The sequence below is a fragment of the Bdellovibrio bacteriovorus genome (assembly GCF_001592755.1).
In the GTDB taxonomy this organism is placed as follows: Bacteria; Bdellovibrionota; Bdellovibrionia; order Bdellovibrionales; family Bdellovibrionaceae; genus Bdellovibrio; species Bdellovibrio bacteriovorus_E.
This window is the reverse complement of the sequence record NZ_LUKF01000012.1, coordinates 21,153-38,670: the sequence shown is the minus strand read 5'-3', so window position 1 is coordinate 38,670 and position 17,518 is coordinate 21,153. Positions and strand designations below refer to the sequence as shown.

At 45.5% G+C, this 17,518-nt stretch carries 23 protein-coding genes and 1 tRNA gene; 10 read left to right on the top strand and 14 right to left on the bottom strand.

Annotated features, from left to right (window positions below; all coding sequences use genetic code 11):
* Window positions 1–57: 57 nt before the first annotated feature.
* The 4 genes from AZI85_RS06915 to rpmB form a co-directional block, all read right to left on the bottom strand.
* On the bottom strand, window positions 58–894 hold the full coding sequence (locus tag AZI85_RS06915; protein WP_063243404.1) for a carbon-nitrogen hydrolase family protein: 837 nt from the start codon (window positions 892–894) through the stop codon (window positions 58–60).
* A 3-nt stretch (window positions 895–897) separates the two neighbouring features.
* Window positions 898–1,248, bottom strand: a complete 351-nt coding sequence (locus AZI85_RS06910; protein WP_063208712.1) for a hypothetical protein — start codon at window positions 1,246–1,248, stop codon at window positions 898–900.
* 189 nt (window positions 1,249–1,437) lie between these two features.
* A complete protein-coding gene (locus tag AZI85_RS06905) occupies window positions 1,438–1,698 on the bottom strand; it encodes a KOW motif domain-containing protein (protein ID WP_063208710.1) in 261 nt (86 codons plus the stop codon).
* A 14-nt stretch (window positions 1,699–1,712) separates the two neighbouring features.
* On the bottom strand, window positions 1,713–2,000 hold the full coding sequence (gene rpmB, locus AZI85_RS06900; protein ID WP_041875865.1) for a 50S ribosomal protein L28: 288 nt from the start codon (window positions 1,998–2,000) through the stop codon (window positions 1,713–1,715).
* A gap of 179 nt (window positions 2,001–2,179) precedes the next feature.
* Between rpmB and rpsR the strand changes: the two genes are divergently transcribed.
* Window positions 2,180–2,449: a 30S ribosomal protein S18 gene (gene rpsR, locus AZI85_RS06895; protein WP_063208708.1), complete on the top strand. Its 270-nt coding sequence runs from the start codon at window positions 2,180–2,182 to the stop codon at window positions 2,447–2,449.
* 191 nt (window positions 2,450–2,640) lie between these two features.
* Here rpsR and AZI85_RS06890 read toward each other — a convergent pair whose 3' ends face one another.
* The gene (locus tag AZI85_RS06890; RefSeq protein ID WP_253720890.1) at window positions 2,641–3,030 is read right to left on the bottom strand and encodes a hypothetical protein; all 390 of its coding nucleotides are present in this window, start codon (window positions 3,028–3,030) and stop codon (window positions 2,641–2,643) included.
* 148 nt (window positions 3,031–3,178) lie between these two features.
* Between AZI85_RS06890 and AZI85_RS06885 the strand changes: the two genes are divergently transcribed.
* Window positions 3,179–3,382 (top strand): hypothetical protein, encoded by a 204-nt coding sequence (locus AZI85_RS06885; RefSeq protein WP_063243402.1) that lies wholly within the window; start codon window positions 3,179–3,181, stop codon window positions 3,380–3,382.
* Here AZI85_RS06885 and AZI85_RS06880 read toward each other — a convergent pair.
* Window positions 3,379–3,966, bottom strand: a complete 588-nt coding sequence (locus AZI85_RS06880) for a hypothetical protein (protein ID WP_253720889.1) — start codon at window positions 3,964–3,966, stop codon at window positions 3,379–3,381. The genes AZI85_RS06885 and AZI85_RS06880 overlap by 4 nt on opposite strands.
* Window positions 3,967–4,123: 157 nt before the next feature.
* On the opposite strand from AZI85_RS06880, the gene AZI85_RS06875 reads away from it, so the two are divergent.
* A tRNA-Pro gene (locus AZI85_RS06875) sits at window positions 4,124–4,200 on the top strand.
* Window positions 4,201–4,477: 277 nt separating this feature from the next.
* On the top strand, window positions 4,478–5,968 hold the full coding sequence (locus AZI85_RS06870; RefSeq protein ID WP_081110942.1) for a MerR family transcriptional regulator: 1,491 nt from the start codon (window positions 4,478–4,480) through the stop codon (window positions 5,966–5,968).
* A 122-nt stretch (window positions 5,969–6,090) separates the two neighbouring features.
* On the opposite strand, the gene AZI85_RS17795 is transcribed toward AZI85_RS06870, so the two are convergent.
* From AZI85_RS17795 to AZI85_RS06860, 3 genes are all read right to left on the bottom strand, one after another.
* Complete coding sequence (locus AZI85_RS17795; RefSeq protein WP_216635859.1) at window positions 6,091–6,294, bottom strand: hypothetical protein; 204 nt, start codon at window positions 6,292–6,294, stop codon at window positions 6,091–6,093.
* A gap of 15 nt (window positions 6,295–6,309) precedes the next feature.
* Window positions 6,310–6,888: a nucleotidyltransferase domain-containing protein gene (locus AZI85_RS06865; RefSeq protein WP_216635858.1), complete on the bottom strand. Its 579-nt coding sequence runs from the start codon at window positions 6,886–6,888 to the stop codon at window positions 6,310–6,312.
* Between the two features lie 190 nt (window positions 6,889–7,078).
* On the bottom strand, window positions 7,079–8,275 hold the full coding sequence (locus tag AZI85_RS06860; protein ID WP_081110954.1) for a DEAD/DEAH box helicase: 1,197 nt from the start codon (window positions 8,273–8,275) through the stop codon (window positions 7,079–7,081).
* A 257-nt stretch (window positions 8,276–8,532) separates the two neighbouring features.
* Between AZI85_RS06860 and AZI85_RS06855 the strand changes: the two genes are divergently transcribed.
* Window positions 8,533–8,784, top strand: coding sequence for a zf-TFIIB domain-containing protein (locus tag AZI85_RS06855; protein ID WP_063243399.1), 252 nt, complete (start codon window positions 8,533–8,535; stop codon window positions 8,782–8,784).
* Between the two features lie 87 nt (window positions 8,785–8,871).
* On the opposite strand, the gene AZI85_RS06850 is transcribed toward AZI85_RS06855, so the two are convergent.
* Together AZI85_RS06850 and AZI85_RS06845 are read right to left on the bottom strand one after the other, a co-directional pair.
* Window positions 8,872–9,606: a transporter substrate-binding domain-containing protein gene (locus AZI85_RS06850; RefSeq protein ID WP_155723957.1), complete on the bottom strand. Its 735-nt coding sequence runs from the start codon at window positions 9,604–9,606 to the stop codon at window positions 8,872–8,874.
* Window positions 9,607–9,753: 147 nt separating this feature from the next.
* The gene (locus AZI85_RS06845; protein ID WP_063243397.1) at window positions 9,754–10,134 is read right to left on the bottom strand and encodes a hypothetical protein; all 381 of its coding nucleotides are present in this window, start codon (window positions 10,132–10,134) and stop codon (window positions 9,754–9,756) included.
* Between the two features lie 246 nt (window positions 10,135–10,380).
* Here AZI85_RS06845 and AZI85_RS06840 point away from each other — a divergent pair, with 246 nt between their 5' ends.
* Window positions 10,381–10,848, top strand: a complete 468-nt coding sequence (locus AZI85_RS06840; protein WP_063243396.1) for a hypothetical protein — start codon at window positions 10,381–10,383, stop codon at window positions 10,846–10,848.
* Between the two features lie 87 nt (window positions 10,849–10,935).
* On the opposite strand, the gene AZI85_RS06835 is transcribed toward AZI85_RS06840, so the two are convergent.
* Entirely contained in the window at window positions 10,936–11,811 is an 876-nt protein-coding gene (locus AZI85_RS06835) for a S8 family peptidase (RefSeq protein WP_063243395.1), read from the bottom strand.
* A gap of 82 nt (window positions 11,812–11,893) precedes the next feature.
* A complete protein-coding gene (locus AZI85_RS06830) occupies window positions 11,894–12,793 on the bottom strand; it encodes a YihY/virulence factor BrkB family protein (protein ID WP_063243394.1) in 900 nt (299 codons plus the stop codon).
* A 132-nt stretch (window positions 12,794–12,925) separates the two neighbouring features.
* On the opposite strand from AZI85_RS06830, the gene AZI85_RS06825 reads away from it, so the two are divergent.
* Window positions 12,926–13,582 (top strand): hypothetical protein, encoded by a 657-nt coding sequence (locus AZI85_RS06825; RefSeq protein WP_063243393.1) that lies wholly within the window; start codon window positions 12,926–12,928, stop codon window positions 13,580–13,582.
* 103 nt (window positions 13,583–13,685) lie between these two features.
* Window positions 13,686–15,305 (top strand): S8 family serine peptidase, encoded by a 1,620-nt coding sequence (locus AZI85_RS06820; protein WP_063243392.1) that lies wholly within the window; start codon window positions 13,686–13,688, stop codon window positions 15,303–15,305.
* 12 nt (window positions 15,306–15,317) lie between these two features.
* Here the strand turns inward: AZI85_RS06820 and AZI85_RS06815 are convergent, their stop codons facing one another.
* On the bottom strand, window positions 15,318–16,058 hold the full coding sequence (locus AZI85_RS06815; RefSeq protein ID WP_063243391.1) for a hypothetical protein: 741 nt from the start codon (window positions 16,056–16,058) through the stop codon (window positions 15,318–15,320).
* Between the two features lie 213 nt (window positions 16,059–16,271).
* Between AZI85_RS06815 and AZI85_RS06810 the strand changes: the two genes are divergently transcribed.
* Together AZI85_RS06810 and AZI85_RS06805 are read left to right on the top strand one after the other, a co-directional pair.
* The gene (locus AZI85_RS06810) at window positions 16,272–16,541 is read left to right on the top strand and encodes a hypothetical protein (RefSeq protein WP_063243390.1); all 270 of its coding nucleotides are present in this window, start codon (window positions 16,272–16,274) and stop codon (window positions 16,539–16,541) included.
* A 385-nt stretch (window positions 16,542–16,926) separates the two neighbouring features.
* Window positions 16,927–17,517, top strand: a complete 591-nt coding sequence (locus AZI85_RS06805; protein WP_172795314.1) for a DUF4423 domain-containing protein — start codon at window positions 16,927–16,929, stop codon at window positions 17,515–17,517.
* Window position 17,518: the final 1 nt, after the last annotated feature.

The following is a 17,518-nucleotide window of genomic DNA, read 5'->3' as shown; positions in this document are numbered from 1 at the left end:
GCTAATTGAGAAAATTGTCATTGAAATAGTGCAGGATTTCTAGACTTTAGGCAACCCTTAGCCCACTGGCAATCGACGATGAAACTTCATCGGGATTTGCGCGCGCACTTTTTCGATGCGCTCTTTTGTGAACTTCGCAAATGTGATGCCTGGAGCTCTTTTTTCGATTTGTCCGACCACGGTGCCCCAAGGATCAATCAACAAAGAATGCCCGTAAGTTTCACGAGTGCCACCATGAGAACTTGTATGCGTGCCACCCTGTGCTGCGGCGACGACATAAGACTGATTCTCAATCGCTCTTGCTCGCAGAAGGATTTCCCAATGGGCTTCTCCTGTTTTCACTAGGAAAGCTGCGGGCAACAAAATGACATCCACTTCCTTGCGCGCGTACTGCGAAAACAACTCAGCAAAACGCACGTCGTAGCAAATCGCCTCACCGATTTTCCAGCCATCAATATCCAAAGTATTAGGGCGCTGGCCATGACGGAAAACATCGGACTCGCGAATCGGTTTTTGTCCTTCAAGTTGGATATCGAAAAGATGCAGTTTTTGATAAGTGGGGCGAACTTCTCCAAGAGGAGTGATCAACACCGAAGAATTGTACAAATGCCCCTCTACAAAAAGAGGAACAGAGCCTAAGTGCAAAAATGTATTATATTTTTTCGCGGCCTCAGAAAGTGATTTGAAGGCGGAGTGATCCAAGGCGAAACCTTGGATCTTTTCCCCTTCTTTCAGTCGCAAATACAGGCAGTTTTCAGGAAAGCAGACTAGACGAGGTTGAGCTTGTCGGAAGGTTTCTTCAAGAAGAGCTTCCATCTGCATAAGGTTGGCGTCGACATCGTCAATCGATGTCATTTGCACGGCTGCGACCACCAACTCAGAGGAAGAACTCATTTTTTACTCCGCAGAATCTATAAGAACATTGGAAGTGCGTGCTTCTTTAACTTCGCGGCAATTCCATTTTGCTTCTTCTAGATTTTTGCGAACATTCGATACGAATTCAACGCAAGAGTTTGGATTGAGGCCTGAGCCAATGGTTTCATCCACACCTTGTTTCGTGTAAATCGCGCGGCATTTTGAGTCAGCGCCCATTTCGACACGCAAGGTACGAACGGTCTTATTGTTCTTGCACAACACCAAAGAGTCACCAAGATCCGCGGCTGCTAACGACGCGAAAAAAAACACCGTCGTCGTTGCCGAGAACAGTGCTACTTTGCTTTTTAGTGCTGAGATTTGGTCCCTGTTCAAGCTGCTCTCCTCTATTTCAAAGTTCAGTTGAAATACAAACTTCTAAACCCAACTTTGATTTTACGCAGCTATACAGGAGACTAAAACGAAGAGATCGCCGTAAGGACCAAATTTAGACTTTGTCTTAGGAAAACTTTGCCGCCAGGCAAAGCCAGGGTGCTGTCAGGACGACAGCACCTTCAGAGATGACTAAGCTGATTTAGACTTAGTAGCTTTTTTAGAAGTCTTTTTCTCTTTAGTAGCAGCTTCTACCAACTTCACATTTGAGTAGTCGATGAAGCCTTCTTTTTTCAAAAGACCGTCTTTTTTGTCATAGTGTGTTTGTACTTTCACACCTTGAACTTGGATTTTCATGTTTTTAACGTCAACAGCCATTACTGAACCCTTCTTACCTTTGTCAGATCCAGTGATAACTTGTACAGTTGCGCCTTTTTTGATTTTCAATTTCATCTGCGGCCTCTTAATTACTTCTTAGTAGAGATTTTCTTTTTGATTCTCAATTTAACAGCCATAGCTCTTTTAGAAAGCTTAGCGTCGTCAGAATTAAGAATAAAGTTGTCGAAACCGCCCATGTGCTCCATGTCACGGATCGCGCTAGTTGCGATTTGCAATCTCACCATTTGGTTCAAAACACGGCTAAAGATGCGTTTTTTTTGAACATTTGGTTGAGCTGTTGATTTAGTTTTAATGTTGGAGTGAGACACCAAGTTTTTTACAACAGGGCCTTTTCCAGTAATTTCACATTTGCTCATACGAAGCTCCTCTAATACAGTCTGGCTACAAGTCTGGGTCAACGCCATCCTTCAAATTAAATAGGGGCGCCGCAAACAAGAAGTAACCATATAAAGTAAAAAGACACTTGATGGCAACTCTTTTTTCTTGTACACACATTAACTCGCTAACCAATAGGAAATCTAAAAAGAGGATAGTAATGAAAAAGACAACTCGTAGCAAATACCGTCAAGAATTCTCCGGCGACCACGTATTCGATTATAAAGATCCAGCATCTTTGACTCGTTTCATCGGTGACGGTGGTAAAATCACTCCATCTCGCATCTCTAAACTATCAGTAGCTCAACAAAAGAAAGTTGCTGCTGCAGTTAAAAAAGCTCGTAACCTAGCTCTATTGCCTTCTGGTTCAGACGCTTACGATACTTTCCACAGAGCTGAAGCAATCTCTCCAGTTCCTTTCGAGATCTAATCCCGAATAAACTGCTGAAATACTAGGTTTCCTGTTGGGAAAAACAAAAAAAAGCCGGTCCAAGACCGGCTTTTTTTATGCCCAAAACCCAACTTTTCCCCTCTTTTCCACTTCGCTCCCACCCCCGCAAAACCCGAAACGTTCCCAGAAGGGTTCAGCCGAGGCGCGACCGAGGAAGGCGCAGAGGCGGATCAACCCTTCTGGGGACGTTTCCAGGATATTAAGAGCGTCACTATCATCATCACCATGTAACTTTTACTTGAGAACTGATGCAACACCGGTCCCGGCACTCCAAAAGCCGACAACTGGTCAAATGGGACTCCCCAATTTAGAAGGCGAATTCCTAAAATCGGTAAGGCAAAAAGGATCCAGAACTGCAAAACCGCCGCAAACCAGATGGGATGCGCGAACTTGGCCCGACGATATTCAAGAATCATCAAGACCAGTGGCAATAGAACGAACAGAACCCCCGCGACTGTAGCCGCCACCTGACGGTCCGCTATCACTTTAAAGATAATCATCACTAAAGCGATCACGATCGCTTGCGCTAATAAGTATTTGGAAAAAACATTTCGTCTCATGTCCAAGAAGTTAGTCCACGACGCTAGACAACTCAAGACAAGGAGCAGCTCAGCTCAAATATACCGCAGCTATAGGCTGCATCTATCCGGCTTTCGCCTTGCACAAAGGGTTTCTCGAACAACAACACACTTTAAAAAGGAACCTTTTATGAAAAACGAAATGACATTAGAACTTCTTCGCAACCAACTTAAAAACTTCGGTTTGAATCCTGCGGAATGGAGCATCTCTCGCCTGCAAGCACTGAACTTTTTAGTTCAAAATCGCAATGACGAAACATTCGCTTTGTATGGACGGCTTGAGTATCGCAACCGCAAGCCGCAGTGGAAATCTTTGGAGGTGTATTCTCTCTAGAAAGCTTCGCAGCGAACCGAGAACAAACTTCGATTGAAGATATCCTGTTCGTTCAACATCATGGTCGCCTTACGAGGCTCAACCGCTACTTGAGTCGGATCTGTCGGCGGAGGTACTTCCTCCCCCGGCAACTTTCCATAAATATTTTTTCGCAAATTCACCCACGCTTCTTCGCCGTTAGCGCGAATGTAGATATTCTTTAGACGGCAGAAGATCGCGATGTCGGCTTCCTGCATCCAACCAAATCTTTCAATCCCTGGCTCAGGCGGTTTAATCCCCCAGGCCAAACGCGCCATCAACTCAATGCCGTCATTCATCGCCGAACGCACTTCGGTCACATTAAAGAGCTGACCGGTGCATTCGCTGGACGCCTTGCCGATACCATCTGCCACATTTTTCAGCACCATAAAGTATTCATAGCAGGAACCGGCACTATTGCCGAGCTGACAAGCCTCTTTCGCGCGAACAATTGTAGGAGGAATTTTGTTCTTCTTAATCTCTGTCGGGAAGATATTCCCCTTCTGCAACTCTTGGAAAGTCGTCTGCTGGGAATCACAAACCGTGTGCGGCGGGCTGATCAGCATAAAGACGCCGATGCCTATTAATATGGCTAAAAATGCGAGAACCGGTTTGGGAAGCGAGTTTATGAATTTTTCCATGAAAAAAAGAATAGCAATGTCGTGCGTTACTATCTAGTGATTTGACAACAGGGCCAATAATTATTTATTGTCCACTCCTCGTCGGGGAGTAGCGCAGTCTGGTAGCGCATCTGGTTTGGGACCAGAGGGTCGTAGGTTCGAATCCTATCTCCCCGACCATTTTTTTAAACAGCGCGGCTGTTCGTTCGATTCTCTCATCTCACCATAATTTAAAAAAATGTTGCTGAACCCCATCGCTATGGCGCTGGGGCCCATTTGGTTTTGTCCTTTTGATGGTCCTAGTTGGTTCGATCGCCCTAGCAGGACGCTAGCGCGAGGGTGCCGAAGGCAGTCCGAAGGACCGAGCGACACGCGCGGTGCGTTCAGCGACGGGATCTGCTTTTTTTCTACTTTACTCTGCCCTTGGGGCGGACTTGAGCCTTAGTATCAGAGGTTCATGATGAAGAACTGGCTTACTATCAGCGAATTTGGCGAACTCACGGGGCTTTCGGTTAAAGCTCTGCGCCTCTATGAAGAGAAGGGGATTTTATCTCCGCATACTCGGAGTGAAAGCCGTTACCGCGTTTACACGATCGAGCAAGCCTCGGTGGCGAAACGCATTGTGCACTACAAACACCTTGGTTTTACGCTTGAGCAAATCAATACATTGTTGCGCGAAACAAACGAGCAATCGCTGCAAGAACTCTTAGAAGCGCGTCTTTATGAGAGTCGCAAAAGTGCCGCCCAAATGCAGCAACAGATAAAAAGCCTGGAATCCATTTTGACCTCTTTAAACCAAGACAAAGAATTGTCAGAGACAGAGAGGACTCAAGTTATGGAGAACATCCTAGAAATCAGCGAGAACAATCTAAAAAGAAAAGGCGTTGTAGATGAGCGTGCTTTTTTGCAAGTGCGTGAAGAGATCTCGCTTTATTCCCATGAGAAAAAGCAAGTTATCACCGGCATTCGCGAGATTATCGAATACGCGAAAAAAGAAAATATTCTTTTAGGCCCTGGGCGCGGAAATTCGGCAGGCAGTTTAGTTCTATTTGGCGAAGGTTATTCAAAAAGAAATCCCATGGACTATGGATTATTGCCCGAGCTTTTCAGCGCCACTAAATTTATTTGGCTGGATGTCGAGTATTCTCGTCATCAAGAAATTGGTCGGATGTGTGATGAACTCACGCAAAAAACTGGCGTCGAGGTCATCGCCTTTCGAAGTCCCCTTTTAGATATTTTTAAATCCCTCGAAAAACAAATCGGCAAAGTAGAGTTCAATTCTTTTTCTGACTATGACCCGATGATTTTACAAGCCCCTAAAAATGGGACGCGAGGTCTTTTCTGGCTCGACTGGAATCCTAACTTCCACGCGCATCAGAATAGTTCTATTGAATGGCGCGAAAAATCTCGATGGAAGAATGAGGAGCTTGAAGAGTTCTTCAAAGTAAACAGCTTCCAAAGTCCTATGGATTATATGGTTCAAGACTGTTTAATGTCGCTAGGAATGCGCGAGGAGTTCTTTGCTTACCCACAGCGAATGGCGGCTGATTGTCCAAGCTCTTTACCGGAACTGAAGGACACGAAGGGCTTGTTAATATTCCGTGAGGACTGGCTTAAAATTCTTGCAAGAACGACGGGAGTTTCAATTCTTGAAGCGAACACGATTCAAAGAGCGATCGCTAAAAATGAAAATGCGCCTGAGGTTTCGGCTCTTGAAAAGATCGATGATCCTGAGCTTAGAAAATTATTACTTTCAAGTTGCAAGAGCGTCTACTCAAAGGCTCATTCGGTGAATGGCTGGCTTCAATACAAGCAAACAGCGATTCTAAAAGGACTTTGGCCAAAAGAGTACCTCGCAACACTTGAAGCTTGGGAAAAAGAACATGGCCTGGTTTGGTTTGAGTTTGGATACAAGCCAAACCCTCACGAATTCTATTTAAAAGCTTAGAAAGTTTTGCACTTACTCAGAACTTAGGAAGCCTTTCGTTACCGATCACAACGGTAGTTAGTTATAGGGCATCGGGCCAGCTAAGCATTACTGAAGTGTCTGACGACTTGGAAGCTCTCTGCTTAGCTCTGCCGAGCCGCCACTTTTTCGAAGTACTCAACTGCAGCTCGTTCCGCTTCGTTCCTGAAAGTTATTTGCGAGTCGGAATGAAGAGCGCGCAGTTTGCGATAAAACGCTATGCTCGCACGAACCGACTCAACACAGGAATTTCTATCATGAGTGGCAACGGTTTCTTTAAGTTCCATCGACTCCTTAGGAGCAAACATCTCTAACCGTCTCACTCAACGCGGGAGTTGACCATGAGTCACAAGCGACAACGGGCCTAACGCAATTGCGCGGATGAATGTAAGACAATCAATGACTTCGAACAGCTCACCTCGTCCTAATTTGACGGCCATGTAATGAATCCATACCCAAAATCGGTCTTCAATCCACTGTAGATCCGGCATCGGATGTATCGGCGAGGACTTCTTGAATTCGTCTGAAATAACACTTTCTCGTTCCCAAAGGATAACAGGGTCTTCGATGCGCTTTTGGAAATCACTTCGCGTAACAAACTTCAGATCGACGTGCAAAAGAGGATGATCGTAAAGACAGATCAGAAGCCTCGGTTCGCCAACATGTTCGCCAGTAAAGGCTACCAGAAGATTTCCCAGTGCACTGGCGATTTGCTTGCGCTCTAGCATGACCTGTTCATAGTGAGCTTCGCTTACCACCACAACAAAATCTAAATCGGAGAATTCATCCATTGTGTTAGTGATGCATGAGCCCGCTACAGCAAGGCCGAGCATGCGGGCATCGTTCTTGATATAGTCAAGCGTTCGATCTAGAAACCTGCTATGTTCATACGGTAAATCCATGACTGACTCCTAAGCCTCAAAAAGGCATTAGGATAGGCTGCCGCAGGTGAACCTACCCAGGCAAGCTTTTTTCCTTCCGAACAAAACTCAATCCTATGGCTGACGCCAGCTCAAATTTAAATGGACCTATGGAGCCCAATGCGGCTTCGGCACGCAAAGACAAACCTAAGCGGGGGCTCGATTCCGCCCTCTATTTCTTTTTCACGGCTTTCTCATCGCGCTTCACGTGCAGGCGTTTGCCGTCTTTGTCTTTAAAGCGAGATTTCAATTCTTTCGCCGTTTGGCCTTTGCCTTCGATTTTTGCGATCAATGGAAGATCGCGTTCAGTCACGAGGTTAACGACTAAACCTTCACGCCCGGCGCGCGCTGTTCGCCCCGCTCTGTGAAGATAGTTATCTAGTTGTTGCGGAAGGTGATAGTTAATAACTCGTCCAACGTGTTGCAAATCTAAACCGCGTGCAGCTAAGTCTGTTGAAATCATAAGATCGGCTTCGCCGCTGCGAAATTTTTTAAGATTTGTGCGACGTTCGTTCTTATCCATTTCACCGCGATAAAGAAGGCACTTATAGCCTTTATCCGTCATTTCTTTGGCAATCTTGTCACATTGTTCGCGTGTATTGGCGAAGACAATAGTTCCACCTTCGATTTTCTTCTTTAAAAGCTTTTCAAAGATCGGCCAACGAAGGCCATCAATCACCGTTTCGTTCTTAGTCGTCAAAGTTTTTACAGTCTTACCGCTGCCACCACTGCGAATGACTTCCGCTTTTGCAAAAAGCGAGTTCATCATCTCTTCCACATTCTTCGAAACTGTCGCAGAAAAAAGTGCTAAAGGAATATCCTGCGGGCAGGTATCCACTATATAGTTTGAATCGGTCAAAAATCCTTTATCCAACATCTGATCTGCTTCATCAAAAACCAAAACGTGCACGTCTGATAAATCAATCAGCTCTTTACTCAGCAGTTGAACCAAGCGTCCCGGTGTCGCCAACAAAATCTCAAAGGAACCACTAATATTACGCATTGTTTGATCCATGCTCATCCCACCTAAAGCAGGACGCACACGCAGACGGGTGTCATGAGTAAAAGTCTTAAAGACCTTCGCCACCTGTTCACCCAGATCACGAGTCGGCACCATCACCACCGCGCGCGGAGCTGCCTCGGCTTTCACAGGCTCTCCGTCCTCTTCCAATTTTTTTAGCATGTTTAAAAGTGGCAAGGCATAGGTCAATGTCTTACCACTCCCCGTTTCCGAAACACCGACAACCGATTGGCCCGACATCAGCAAAGGAATAGCCATGCGCTGAATTTCTGTCGGCGTAAAAATACGCTGCGCTTTAAGAGTTTTTAAAAGAGAAGGTAAAAGACCGAATTCTGTGAAATTATTCATCCCCGCAATGTACATAGGAATACCAAGAAAGGCGCGTCTTTTCGTCGAGCAGATAAAAATGGTACGCAAATACTAAGTGCGGTGTCTAAACTATGAACATTCCTATATTCCTTGCACCCTCTTACGTCACTTAGTGAAGTCACCTTACGACAATCACGACCAGCTTATTCATTTAAACGAAGATTTTCTTAGCAATTATCTATTATCTGAATGAAGTGCCCTTTGATAAATTGGTCTCATAGAAAAGGAGGCCTGTTATGAAATGCCCTCACTGTAAAGACAAAGACCTAGTCATGAGTGAAAGAAAAGGTGTGGAAATCGATTACTGTCATGAATGCCGTGGCATTTGGTTAGACAAAGGCGAGCTTGATAAAATTCTTGATAGATCCCAAGAAGAAGAAAAGCGTGCGCAGCCTGTACAAGATGCTTTCATGCCGAATGCGAATACTGGCTATGGTCATAAACCTTACAAACGAAGAAAATCTTTCTTTGAAGAACTCTTTGATTAATAAAAAGAGGACGTCGTTGGGCGTCCTTGCTTTATGCGCCACACTGTTGCCGTTTTCGGACGATTTGTCACCGGGTGGCGTCCAAACCTATTTCTTTTCCAGCTTCACGTTTAAAGAATGGCGCACGAAGGGGTACTTCGATAAATCGCCTTTTAAGGATTTGCGAAGGCCTTCTTCAATCTTCACCATGAGATCTTTGTGCTTTTTGTGCATTGAAAAATAAAGAGGCGTGCGCACAAAAACGTTCTCGCTGACCTGCACACCTTCCGCGAGCTTAGGACTTGCCACCTTCAGACTTTCAATAATCTCTTCGGGCATGATGACGTAATCAACTCTTTTAGATTTCAAGAGCTTTAAGAGTTCAGCGTATCCTACATTCACCTCAGTGACCTTGATTCCCACTTGTTTTATTTGTGTTTGAAGAGTGGCATTGTTTAACACGACTGCCCCCGAATATTTATGAATCTCTGATTCGTTCACGTCTTTGTCTTTGAGCCACATCATGCGAAAGTTAGTGAAAGCAACGGGAATGGTAGAGGTGATGACGTTGGGAAAATCTTGCGCGTCCTCCAACCCACGAATGGGTAAAGCGTCAAAGGTTCCGTTATTCACCTCTGCGGCGTTACGCTTGCGAGGAAGCTCTACAATCTTGACGTTGATCCCGACACTTTGGATGGTATCAGCGACAAACTCGACAGCCTCTTTATATGCCTCGATATCTCTATAACCTGTCGTCGCGACTAAAGAGATGGACTCAGCATTTGAAACCACAGACCAAACCAGCCCCAAGAGACACAAAGAAATAGAACGTACATACCGCATAAAGAAGAGATACAGCCAAGTGATAAAGAATGCATCACAAACTAATGAAGTCTAGTCAGAGTTGTTTAGAAAGATTAAATGCTGTCACGAAAAACAGTTATAAAGAAATACAGGGGCTTTTAGAAGTCCCTGTAACGTGGAAAAATTTTAAAGGGTCGAGATGCATTCCATGTTGTAGTGCTGTCCTTGCACTTTCAACGAAGCGGTCGCTCTTTTTAGTCCATGCTCCACTTCGAGATAAATAGACTCTTCTGGGCTGTGATGGAAGTTCATCATCGTTTTTTGTAAGGGCTCAGAGCAAAGTAAAATCGTCCGAACTGGAGACCAGGTGACGGCGTCTCCCAGATTAAGAGAATATGAAATCGCAGGATTCGGATGAGATTCATTACGGCAGGCCCTGTGTATGATCTCGGCATCAAAGCTAATTTGTGCAAGATGCTCGCGGTTTTTACAAAGCAGATCCAATGACTTTGCATTGGCGAAGTTAGCGGACAACAACAGGGCACAAGCGAACAAAATAGTTTTCACGAAGCCTCCTTAAACAGATCTCTTAAGATTGCGATTTGCACCCACTTTGGGTCAACGCTTATCACGCATTCATTCGCGGGATGCCCCGGAACGCACTTTTATCAAGAGGCTTTTCGTTTCAATTCCTTCATCTTCGATGATTGTGCGTACCAATGCTCCGCAGAGAGTTTTCAGCAAAGTGTTTTTATCTTTATGACACACCAAAAGGTGTTTTAAGAGAACCTATCCATTTTTAGGAGGATTAAAATGCGTTACATCTTATCTCTTGTTCTTTTATTGGGTGTTAGTGTGAGTGAAGCACGTTCCGTTACCTTGGATGCGCCCCCGGCAGTGAAACACTACTGCTCTCAAGGTGATCGTAAAGAAGTGATTTTACCGACGGTTGAAGCTGTTATCCGTAACGCTCAAGTTACAAAAGTCATCGTATCGATTGTTGAAGCAGACTGCATCAACGGAAAAGGTGTCGCTAAGGATTACAACACATTCTATGCGCCAAGCCTGACACAGTTAAGCGAGGGATATGCAATCGCTTCTGAGCCAAAACTTTGGAAGTTGAATGCCTTCACTTACAGAGCTCAATTGCAATTTGATACACAAGCTCTTGCAGAAGCAGAGCAAACTTTCTTGCTCACGATTCCAGTAAGCACGGGCCAATATGACGTCCTTATCTTGACGACGCCAGACGGCGCTCAGCCGCAATTGCAACTGAAGTAATTTTCTTTTAACGGTCCTTCACCAATCGGAATCCGACGTGAGGGGGCCTTAAGGATCGCCCAAGAGTTGGCTTCACGCTAAGATAAATCAAAGCGCGGGACAGATTTCAGAAAATCCAAGAAGGCGTCCCGCATTGATCAATCCTTTGCAGGTGGAACCGACAATCGCACGCTTGATGGCCGCGGGTGAAGCGGCAGGGTTTTGCTCTTTATACAAAACTGCAAGCGCTGCCACGACGGGAGCTGCTCCGGAGGTTCCATTGAATGTTCGGTAGTCGCCTTGGGGAGTCCAGGTCGTTAGACCGTCCCCAGGGTCACCGGCGGGTGCTAAGACATCAACGATAGATCCGGTGTTAGAGTAAAATACGCGAGAGATAGGTGATGTCAAATTCGTGGCACCAACAACAATCACATTGGGCCAAGACTCTTCAAAATCAGGAAGCTGCGATGACTGATTGCCTGAAGCCCAAATCAACAGAGTTTTATTAAAGCGGTCACGTCCCACCGCCTCACGCATCTCTCGCAAGATATCTTCGTTGAGGGAAAAAGAGCAGTTCACAACAGAAGCTCCATGATCCACAGCAAATTTAAATCCATCGATAGCTGCTGCGATGTAGCCCATTCCTTGATCGAATGCTCGCAGAGGTATAATTTGCGCCTTGGGAGCTAAAGACAGAATTATTCCCGCGACGGCAGTTCCATGCCCATCGGAATCTTCGGGAGTCGTATCGTTGTCAAAGGCATCCCAGCCAGGAAGTATTTGCGCATCGTAGGAGTCAGGTAAAGAGACGCCCGAATCAATGACGGCCACTTTGATATTTTTGCCGGTGAGAGAGTTCGCCCCACCGTAAGAAATTATTTTTTTGAGTCGAAGATTTTGTGGATCAATGAAAGCGCTTGAAGCGCGAGCCCCTAAAGATAGGAAAAACAGAAATAGGAAAAAGCTCCAAGGCCGCCAAATCATTGCTGTGGTTTTAGCAAATTTATGACTTGATTCACATGGCGGCCGGAACCTGATGTAGAAAATGCAGAACTGTCTAAGAAGCTTACATGCTGAGATCAGGACTGCGAGGACGTGTACGAGGTGGTGGTGGCGTCTTTTCTTTTTTAGGCGCTTCCTGATCTTTAGCTAAGACCGGCGTCGCACCTAAAATCACCCAATTGGCGAACTCGTAGCTGATCAGCAAAGTTAAGCCTGTGTAGTAAACCCAAGCTAAAAAGACGACGATGGAACCTGCGGCCCCATAAGACTTTTCAAGACCCGCTGTTCCTAGATAAAGGCCAATCAGCGTTTTTCCGATGACAAAGAAGATGGCGCTGGTGACTCCGGCGATCGCACATCTTTTCCAGACCATTCGATCGGAAGGAACAAATCGATAGATCGCCGTGAATAGAAAGCTGAAAACGACAAAGCTGACAACAAAGGCCACGGTTTGCCAGATCCACCCCTGCTGCTCTGGGAAGACGACGGTTAACACCGTTGTTAGTAGCATAGAGGCTATAGCTAAGAAGACGAACCCCAGCAACAAGCCCATTGAAAAAAAGCGATCCTTCACAAAGCCCATGATGCCCTGTTCTTTTTCACTCGCTTTATGTTCGTTGATTTTATCCAAAGCATAGCGAAGCTGTGAAAAAATAGCGGACGCTGAAATCAATAAGACCACAAAACCGATGATGCCTGAGATTCCTGTTCCCTTTGGGTTGCGTTCGGCATTTTCAACAATCATTTGAATCGAACCGCTAGCTTGTTTGCCGACAACATCAGAAAATCCCGTAAAGATTTTTTCACGGGTTTGATCGCCAAAAAGGGCTGCCAGCGATAAAAGGATCAGCACGAAAGGAGCTAAAGCCAGACCGGTCGTATAAGCGATCGACGCTGACAGAATAAAGACCTCGTGTTTTCCCATTTGATCAACAAAATTTGAGAATCGTTGTTTTAAGTTCACGTTGAAATTCTCCTCTGAACCTAAAATTAACCTTGAAACCTCAGGAAGATGAGCTGTGTTTTCACACCCCTGCCGAATAAGACTCTTTGGCTTTTAGTCCGAGTAAAGCTAGGATGAGAAAGAGAGGTGACTATGACCCAAAGAATTCTGTGCAGCTGCATATCTTTCTTATTCTGCTTCTTGATGCAAACGAACTTTGCCTTCGCGGCAAGTTTTGATAGTGACGCAGGTATCTCTCGGGAACAGCTCACAGAGTCTTTGGCGAAGAACACGGATTTAAATCCGGAGCAAATCCATGCTCTAATACAGACTTTGCAACAGCAACTGGGTGTGAAACCCGAACAAAAGATTCCGATTCAAGGTTATCTTTATTCATCAGGCATGAATTGGGCCTTTTTGCTAGATCACGATACTTGGTATTTCGATGCGACAATTCGGGACCCGCAAACGAACGAACTGATAGATATGAAAGAACTCTTTCTTTGCGACTTTCATAACGGTGGTTTTAAGTTCGAAGTCGCTTATAAGTGGATGTTCACTTTCATCCCCAGCGGCGTGAATGTTGATGAATTGCACGGAGGAATTTACGGCCGCGGCGTGGGTCTTGTCGCCGACGCGCTTTTGGGATTGGAAGGCTCTTGGCTTCCGGCAAAAAACAGAAAGCACGATATCTTTCATGTCGCGATCAAAGTAGGTCTTGGCGGAGGATTGGTCTTTCCGAAGATGGAATTCAAATTGCGACAAATCAACGAGAACACAAGAACGGCCTTGCTGCGCTTTAGAAAGTAAAACTGTTTCTTAGCAGAAAGCTTGTTGAGATTTAACGGGATCGGTCTTTTCTTTATCCACCTTGTTTTTATAAGAGCTACTATTCTTGAAAAAGGAAGCTCTTATGAAATACATCCTCTGGCTAGTCTTACTCTGGCCTTCGTTTTTATTCGCCCGCGATATTGAATCAGCGCCGGGGGAATTTGTCGTCAGACTCAAAAAAAATATTTCGGTTCAAACATCTTCTTTGCACAGTCTTTCACAGGCTTTAGGTTCGTCCATCAAAGACACCATTCCCGAACAAAACATTGTGGTTCTAAAAAGAGCAAGTTTTGAAAATCGCGACGTGGCTTTGAAAATCCTCATGCAAAATAGTTTGGTCGATATTGCGGAACCGAACTACGTTTATCGCGCCCATAGAACCCCCAACGATCCCATGTTCCCACAGCAATGGGGATTTTATAACTACGGACAAACTGACGCAGATCTTACTCCCGGCATTCGCGGGATGGATATCGGAGCTTTGAAGGCATGGGACCTAACAACGGGGTCTAAGAACATCATAGTTGCCGTTATTGATTCTGGCGTTGACTATTATCATCCCGATTTACAAGGCAATCTGTGGACGAATCAGGCAGAGCAAAATGGAAAGACTGGGGTTGATGACGATGGGAACGGAGTCATTGATGATATTTTCGGCGCCAACTTTGTTGATGGCGCAAAACCCACCGGCGATCCTGCCGATGACTATGGCCACGGCACCCATGTATCAGGAACGATCGGAGCACAATCGTTCAATGGCCAAGGTGTTGCCGGCACAGCCTGGCATGTTCGTATACTCCCCGTTAAATTCTTAAATGAAAACGGAAATGGTTATTTGGATAGCGCGATCAAAGCCATTAACTATGCTCGAAAAATGGGAGCAAAAATTTATTCGAACTCTTGGGGTGGCGGCGGTTATTCGGAAAACTTAAAGCAAGCTATTAAAATGACCCACGATGAGGGCGGAGTGTTCGTGGCTTCAGCCGGTAACGACTCAACGAACAATGATGAAACTCCAGAATATCCGGCGAGCTATGCCGTTCCAAACATCATCGCGGTGGGTTCTATGAACAATCGAGGAAGACTGTCGGATTTTTCAAATTATGGACGCTATTCCGTCGATGTCGCCGCTCCCGGAGAAAATATTCTTTCAACAGACCTCTACGGCGGTTACACCATCTTGTCAGGGACATCGATGGCCGTTCCGCATGTGTCTGGAATTGCCGTCCTATTGTGGAGTAAAAATCCGGAACTTAAAAACACCACCATTCGCAATCGAATCATGAGTACTACGAAAAATCTTTTAGGTGGTTCACGTATTCGCAGAGGTTTGGTTTACGCTCCGGCGGCTTTGCAGAACTCCATCATGAATCCAGATCCCGATGACCCAAGAGCATGGAATAATCAACCGCTGCACATATCCAGTGCCCATCCCTATTTGAACAACACGCATCAGGAGTTTGAGGTCACGATCCCTGGAGCAAAACGGATCGCGCTCTATTTTTCAAAGTTTAAAACTGAAGTGGATTTGGACAAAGTAGAACTCTTTAATCGCGCAGGGACGAAAGTCACCGAGATATTTGGAAGAAATGATGCCGAATACTCTCTTCCCATAGATGGCGACTATGTGAAGATCATATTCACTTCAGACGGCAACGTAACAGATTATGGATTTGATATCACAAAAGCAGCGTGGGAATAACCCACGCTTTTATTATCTTAGCGAACTGCACTGGAGCAGTTCATCCGTTTTTAGGCGAGCTAGTTTCTCAGTCAGTTCAGCCATGGCTACCGAGTTTTCGTACATACGGTAAGTCCACTTACGATCCAAAGCGCCCAAACTTAAACCATCAAGCATTGAATTCGGGGCCTCACTGAGGATCTGCGCCTGTCTTTCACGACGTTCATTCAATGAAGACAGTAAAAGATTCTCTGTGTATTCACGAATCTGCTGTTTTCGGATCTCTTGGTTTTCTGATAGCTCGGGAACTTGCGAAGAAATCACCATGCTCGCCCCCAGACTTGCAAGATGAGGTGAGGTTACAACCGCCGAAGCCATCACCGGAAAGGCCGAAAGAAACTCGCTAGTCACCATGGCTCCAGCTTTTTCGGCAATAGCTTCAGAAACCACGGCCCGTCGATACGCAATTTTTCCGATCACACCACGAGTGGAGGTCACCACTGCAGCTCCCTCAGATACCAGCGTAAATTCAGCAATAAACAAAAGGCCGGCACTCATTGCCAATATCGTCGTGGATCTTTGGTTATCGCGGGTCGCACTTAGATGCATATCTTTATAGTCTTCAGAAAGTGCTTGAAGATCCAGCGCTTGCTGTCGGTACAGTTTGGCTTGCAACGAAAGCCTGCGTGTATCGCAGGAACTTTCCTGCGCCGCGAACGCGATGTTTTGTATAGACATTACAGCTACCAGTACAGACAGAATCGTTTTTTTCATAGTGACTCCAGACGGGAGCAAATAATCCAAGTCCTATGCCGCTTTTTAAGCAAACCTATTTGCGCTCGCCCGACCAAACTCTTTTCAGTGCCGTAAAGAGTCGGCTCTGCTAATGCACACTTCGGAATTTCGCGGAGCTATTTCACATTTTACATATTGTGGTTGGTAACTGGTTTTTCAAGAATAATACGAAATATTCAAGGAGGAACTCGCATGAAAATGCTTTTCGCAAGTAGTCTATTGTTCGTATCCATGATCGCCAGCGCGGAAGAGCGCTACGACGTGAATCTGCCCATCGTAGTGCAGCCATCGGCCGTATCTTCACAAGCTACGACACCCGAAACGGATGTTCAGTCCACTTCACGTTATTGCTGCATTCGTCGTGGCGGAACTTACTGTGACATGGGCTACTATGACCGGTTCGGTCAACCGTGCAGCTGCTTCCTTGGAAATAATGAATATGAAGGCCATGTTTGCCGCTAAGGAATTTTTTTCTAAGTCTCAACTTCGCTAAATTACAATTAGCGAAAGTCCCATTTAGGTAGAGGGCTTCATCTCAAATCAGAAGCTCTCGCCTGCTCACAAAGACTGAATTACCGGTAATTATTGTGGCAAAAAATGCCACACTCTGTTGCAAAATAATGGAGGTTTCAATTATTGAGTGGTAAGGCTTCGCGCTATGGAAACCTTGAAAGTAAGACGCAAAAAAATAGTTGCCACCAACTTTCGTCAACTTCTGCAGGCAGAACTGACTGAAAGATGTCGTCTCAATCCCAGTTATTCCCTAAGATCCTTTGCGCGGTCCCTGAAGGTTGAACCCTCGTCGCTGTCACAGATGATCAATGGTAAACGTCCTATCACTCAGAAAATGAAACTTCGACTTGGCACTGCTCTAGGTCTATCTACAGATCAAATACGTCGACTGACTAGCGCAGAACTTCCCTTACCGCATGAGCCTCAATGTCTGACTTTGGACACATTTGCTGCCATCGCCGACTGGTATCACTACGCGATACTGGAGCTAACTCGCGTGGAGGGTTTTCAATCGAATGTCGCTTGGATAGCACAACGTTTGGGAATCACGCGAACTGAAGCCAATATTGCGATCGAAAGACTTTTTAAACTGCAACTTCTTAAAGAAACCTCTTACGGGCAATGGATCGACACATCTGAAAACGGGGAATTAACTCATCTGACGCCAAGTCAAACCTCGGAGGCCGCCCGCGCCTACCAATGTCAACTTTTAGAGCTGTCAAAAAAAACCGTTCAAGAAATTCCTCTTTCAAAAAGAAATCACACCTCCGCCGCCTTCTGTTTTGATCCCGAAGATCTGCCGCAGGCGATAGAAAGAATCACCGAGTTCCGTCGCGCTTTCGCTCGAGAATTCAAGCCCCGAACCAGCAAAGAAGTGTTCCAGATTCAAATCAGTTTTTTTCCACTTACTAAAATGAAAGGTTGAA

What these genes read in the sequence shown, in the direction of transcription:
- AZI85_RS06885 (WP_063243402.1), top strand. Translation starts at nt 3,179, where the DNA reads ATGAAAAACGAAATGACATTAGAACTTCTTCGCAACCAACTTAAAAAC.
- AZI85_RS06860 (WP_081110954.1), bottom strand. Translation starts at nt 8,275, where the DNA reads ATGAATAATTTCACAGAATTCGGTCTTTTACCTTCTCTTTTAAAAACT.
- AZI85_RS06850 (WP_155723957.1), bottom strand. Translation starts at nt 9,606, where the DNA reads ATGCGGTATGTACGTTCTATTTCTTTGTGTCTCTTGGGGCTGGTTTGG.
- AZI85_RS06915 (WP_063243404.1), bottom strand. Translation starts at nt 894, where the DNA reads ATGAGTTCTTCCTCTGAGTTGGTGGTCGCAGCCGTGCAAATGACATCG.
- rpmB (WP_041875865.1), bottom strand. Translation starts at nt 2,000, where the DNA reads ATGAGCAAATGTGAAATTACTGGAAAAGGCCCTGTTGTAAAAAACTTG.
- AZI85_RS06805 (WP_172795314.1), top strand. Translation starts at nt 16,927, where the DNA reads ATGAAACTTCGACTTGGCACTGCTCTAGGTCTATCTACAGATCAAATA.
- AZI85_RS06815 (WP_063243391.1), bottom strand. Translation starts at nt 16,058, where the DNA reads ATGAAAAAAACGATTCTGTCTGTACTGGTAGCTGTAATGTCTATACAA.
- AZI85_RS06865 (WP_216635858.1), bottom strand. Translation starts at nt 6,888, where the DNA reads ATGGATTTACCGTATGAACATAGCAGGTTTCTAGATCGAACGCTTGAC.
- AZI85_RS06890 (WP_253720890.1), bottom strand. Translation starts at nt 3,030, where the DNA reads ATGAGACGAAATGTTTTTTCCAAATACTTATTAGCGCAAGCGATCGTG.
- AZI85_RS06870 (WP_081110942.1), top strand. Translation starts at nt 4,478, where the DNA reads ATGATGAAGAACTGGCTTACTATCAGCGAATTTGGCGAACTCACGGGG.
- AZI85_RS06880 (WP_253720889.1), bottom strand. Translation starts at nt 3,966, where the DNA reads ATGCTGATCAGCCCGCCGCACACGGTTTGTGATTCCCAGCAGACGACT.
- AZI85_RS06820 (WP_063243392.1), top strand. Translation starts at nt 13,686, where the DNA reads ATGAAATACATCCTCTGGCTAGTCTTACTCTGGCCTTCGTTTTTATTC.
- AZI85_RS06835 (WP_063243395.1), bottom strand. Translation starts at nt 11,811, where the DNA reads ATGATTTGGCGGCCTTGGAGCTTTTTCCTATTTCTGTTTTTCCTATCT.
- rpsR (WP_063208708.1), top strand. Translation starts at nt 2,180, where the DNA reads ATGAAAAAGACAACTCGTAGCAAATACCGTCAAGAATTCTCCGGCGAC.
- AZI85_RS06855 (WP_063243399.1), top strand. Translation starts at nt 8,533, where the DNA reads ATGAAATGCCCTCACTGTAAAGACAAAGACCTAGTCATGAGTGAAAGA.
- AZI85_RS06825 (WP_063243393.1), top strand. Translation starts at nt 12,926, where the DNA reads ATGACCCAAAGAATTCTGTGCAGCTGCATATCTTTCTTATTCTGCTTC.
- AZI85_RS06905 (WP_063208710.1), bottom strand. Translation starts at nt 1,698, where the DNA reads ATGAAATTGAAAATCAAAAAAGGCGCAACTGTACAAGTTATCACTGGA.
- AZI85_RS06810 (WP_063243390.1), top strand. Translation starts at nt 16,272, where the DNA reads ATGAAAATGCTTTTCGCAAGTAGTCTATTGTTCGTATCCATGATCGCC.
- AZI85_RS17795 (WP_216635859.1), bottom strand. Translation starts at nt 6,294, where the DNA reads ATGTTTGCTCCTAAGGAGTCGATGGAACTTAAAGAAACCGTTGCCACT.
- AZI85_RS06840 (WP_063243396.1), top strand. Translation starts at nt 10,381, where the DNA reads ATGCGTTACATCTTATCTCTTGTTCTTTTATTGGGTGTTAGTGTGAGT.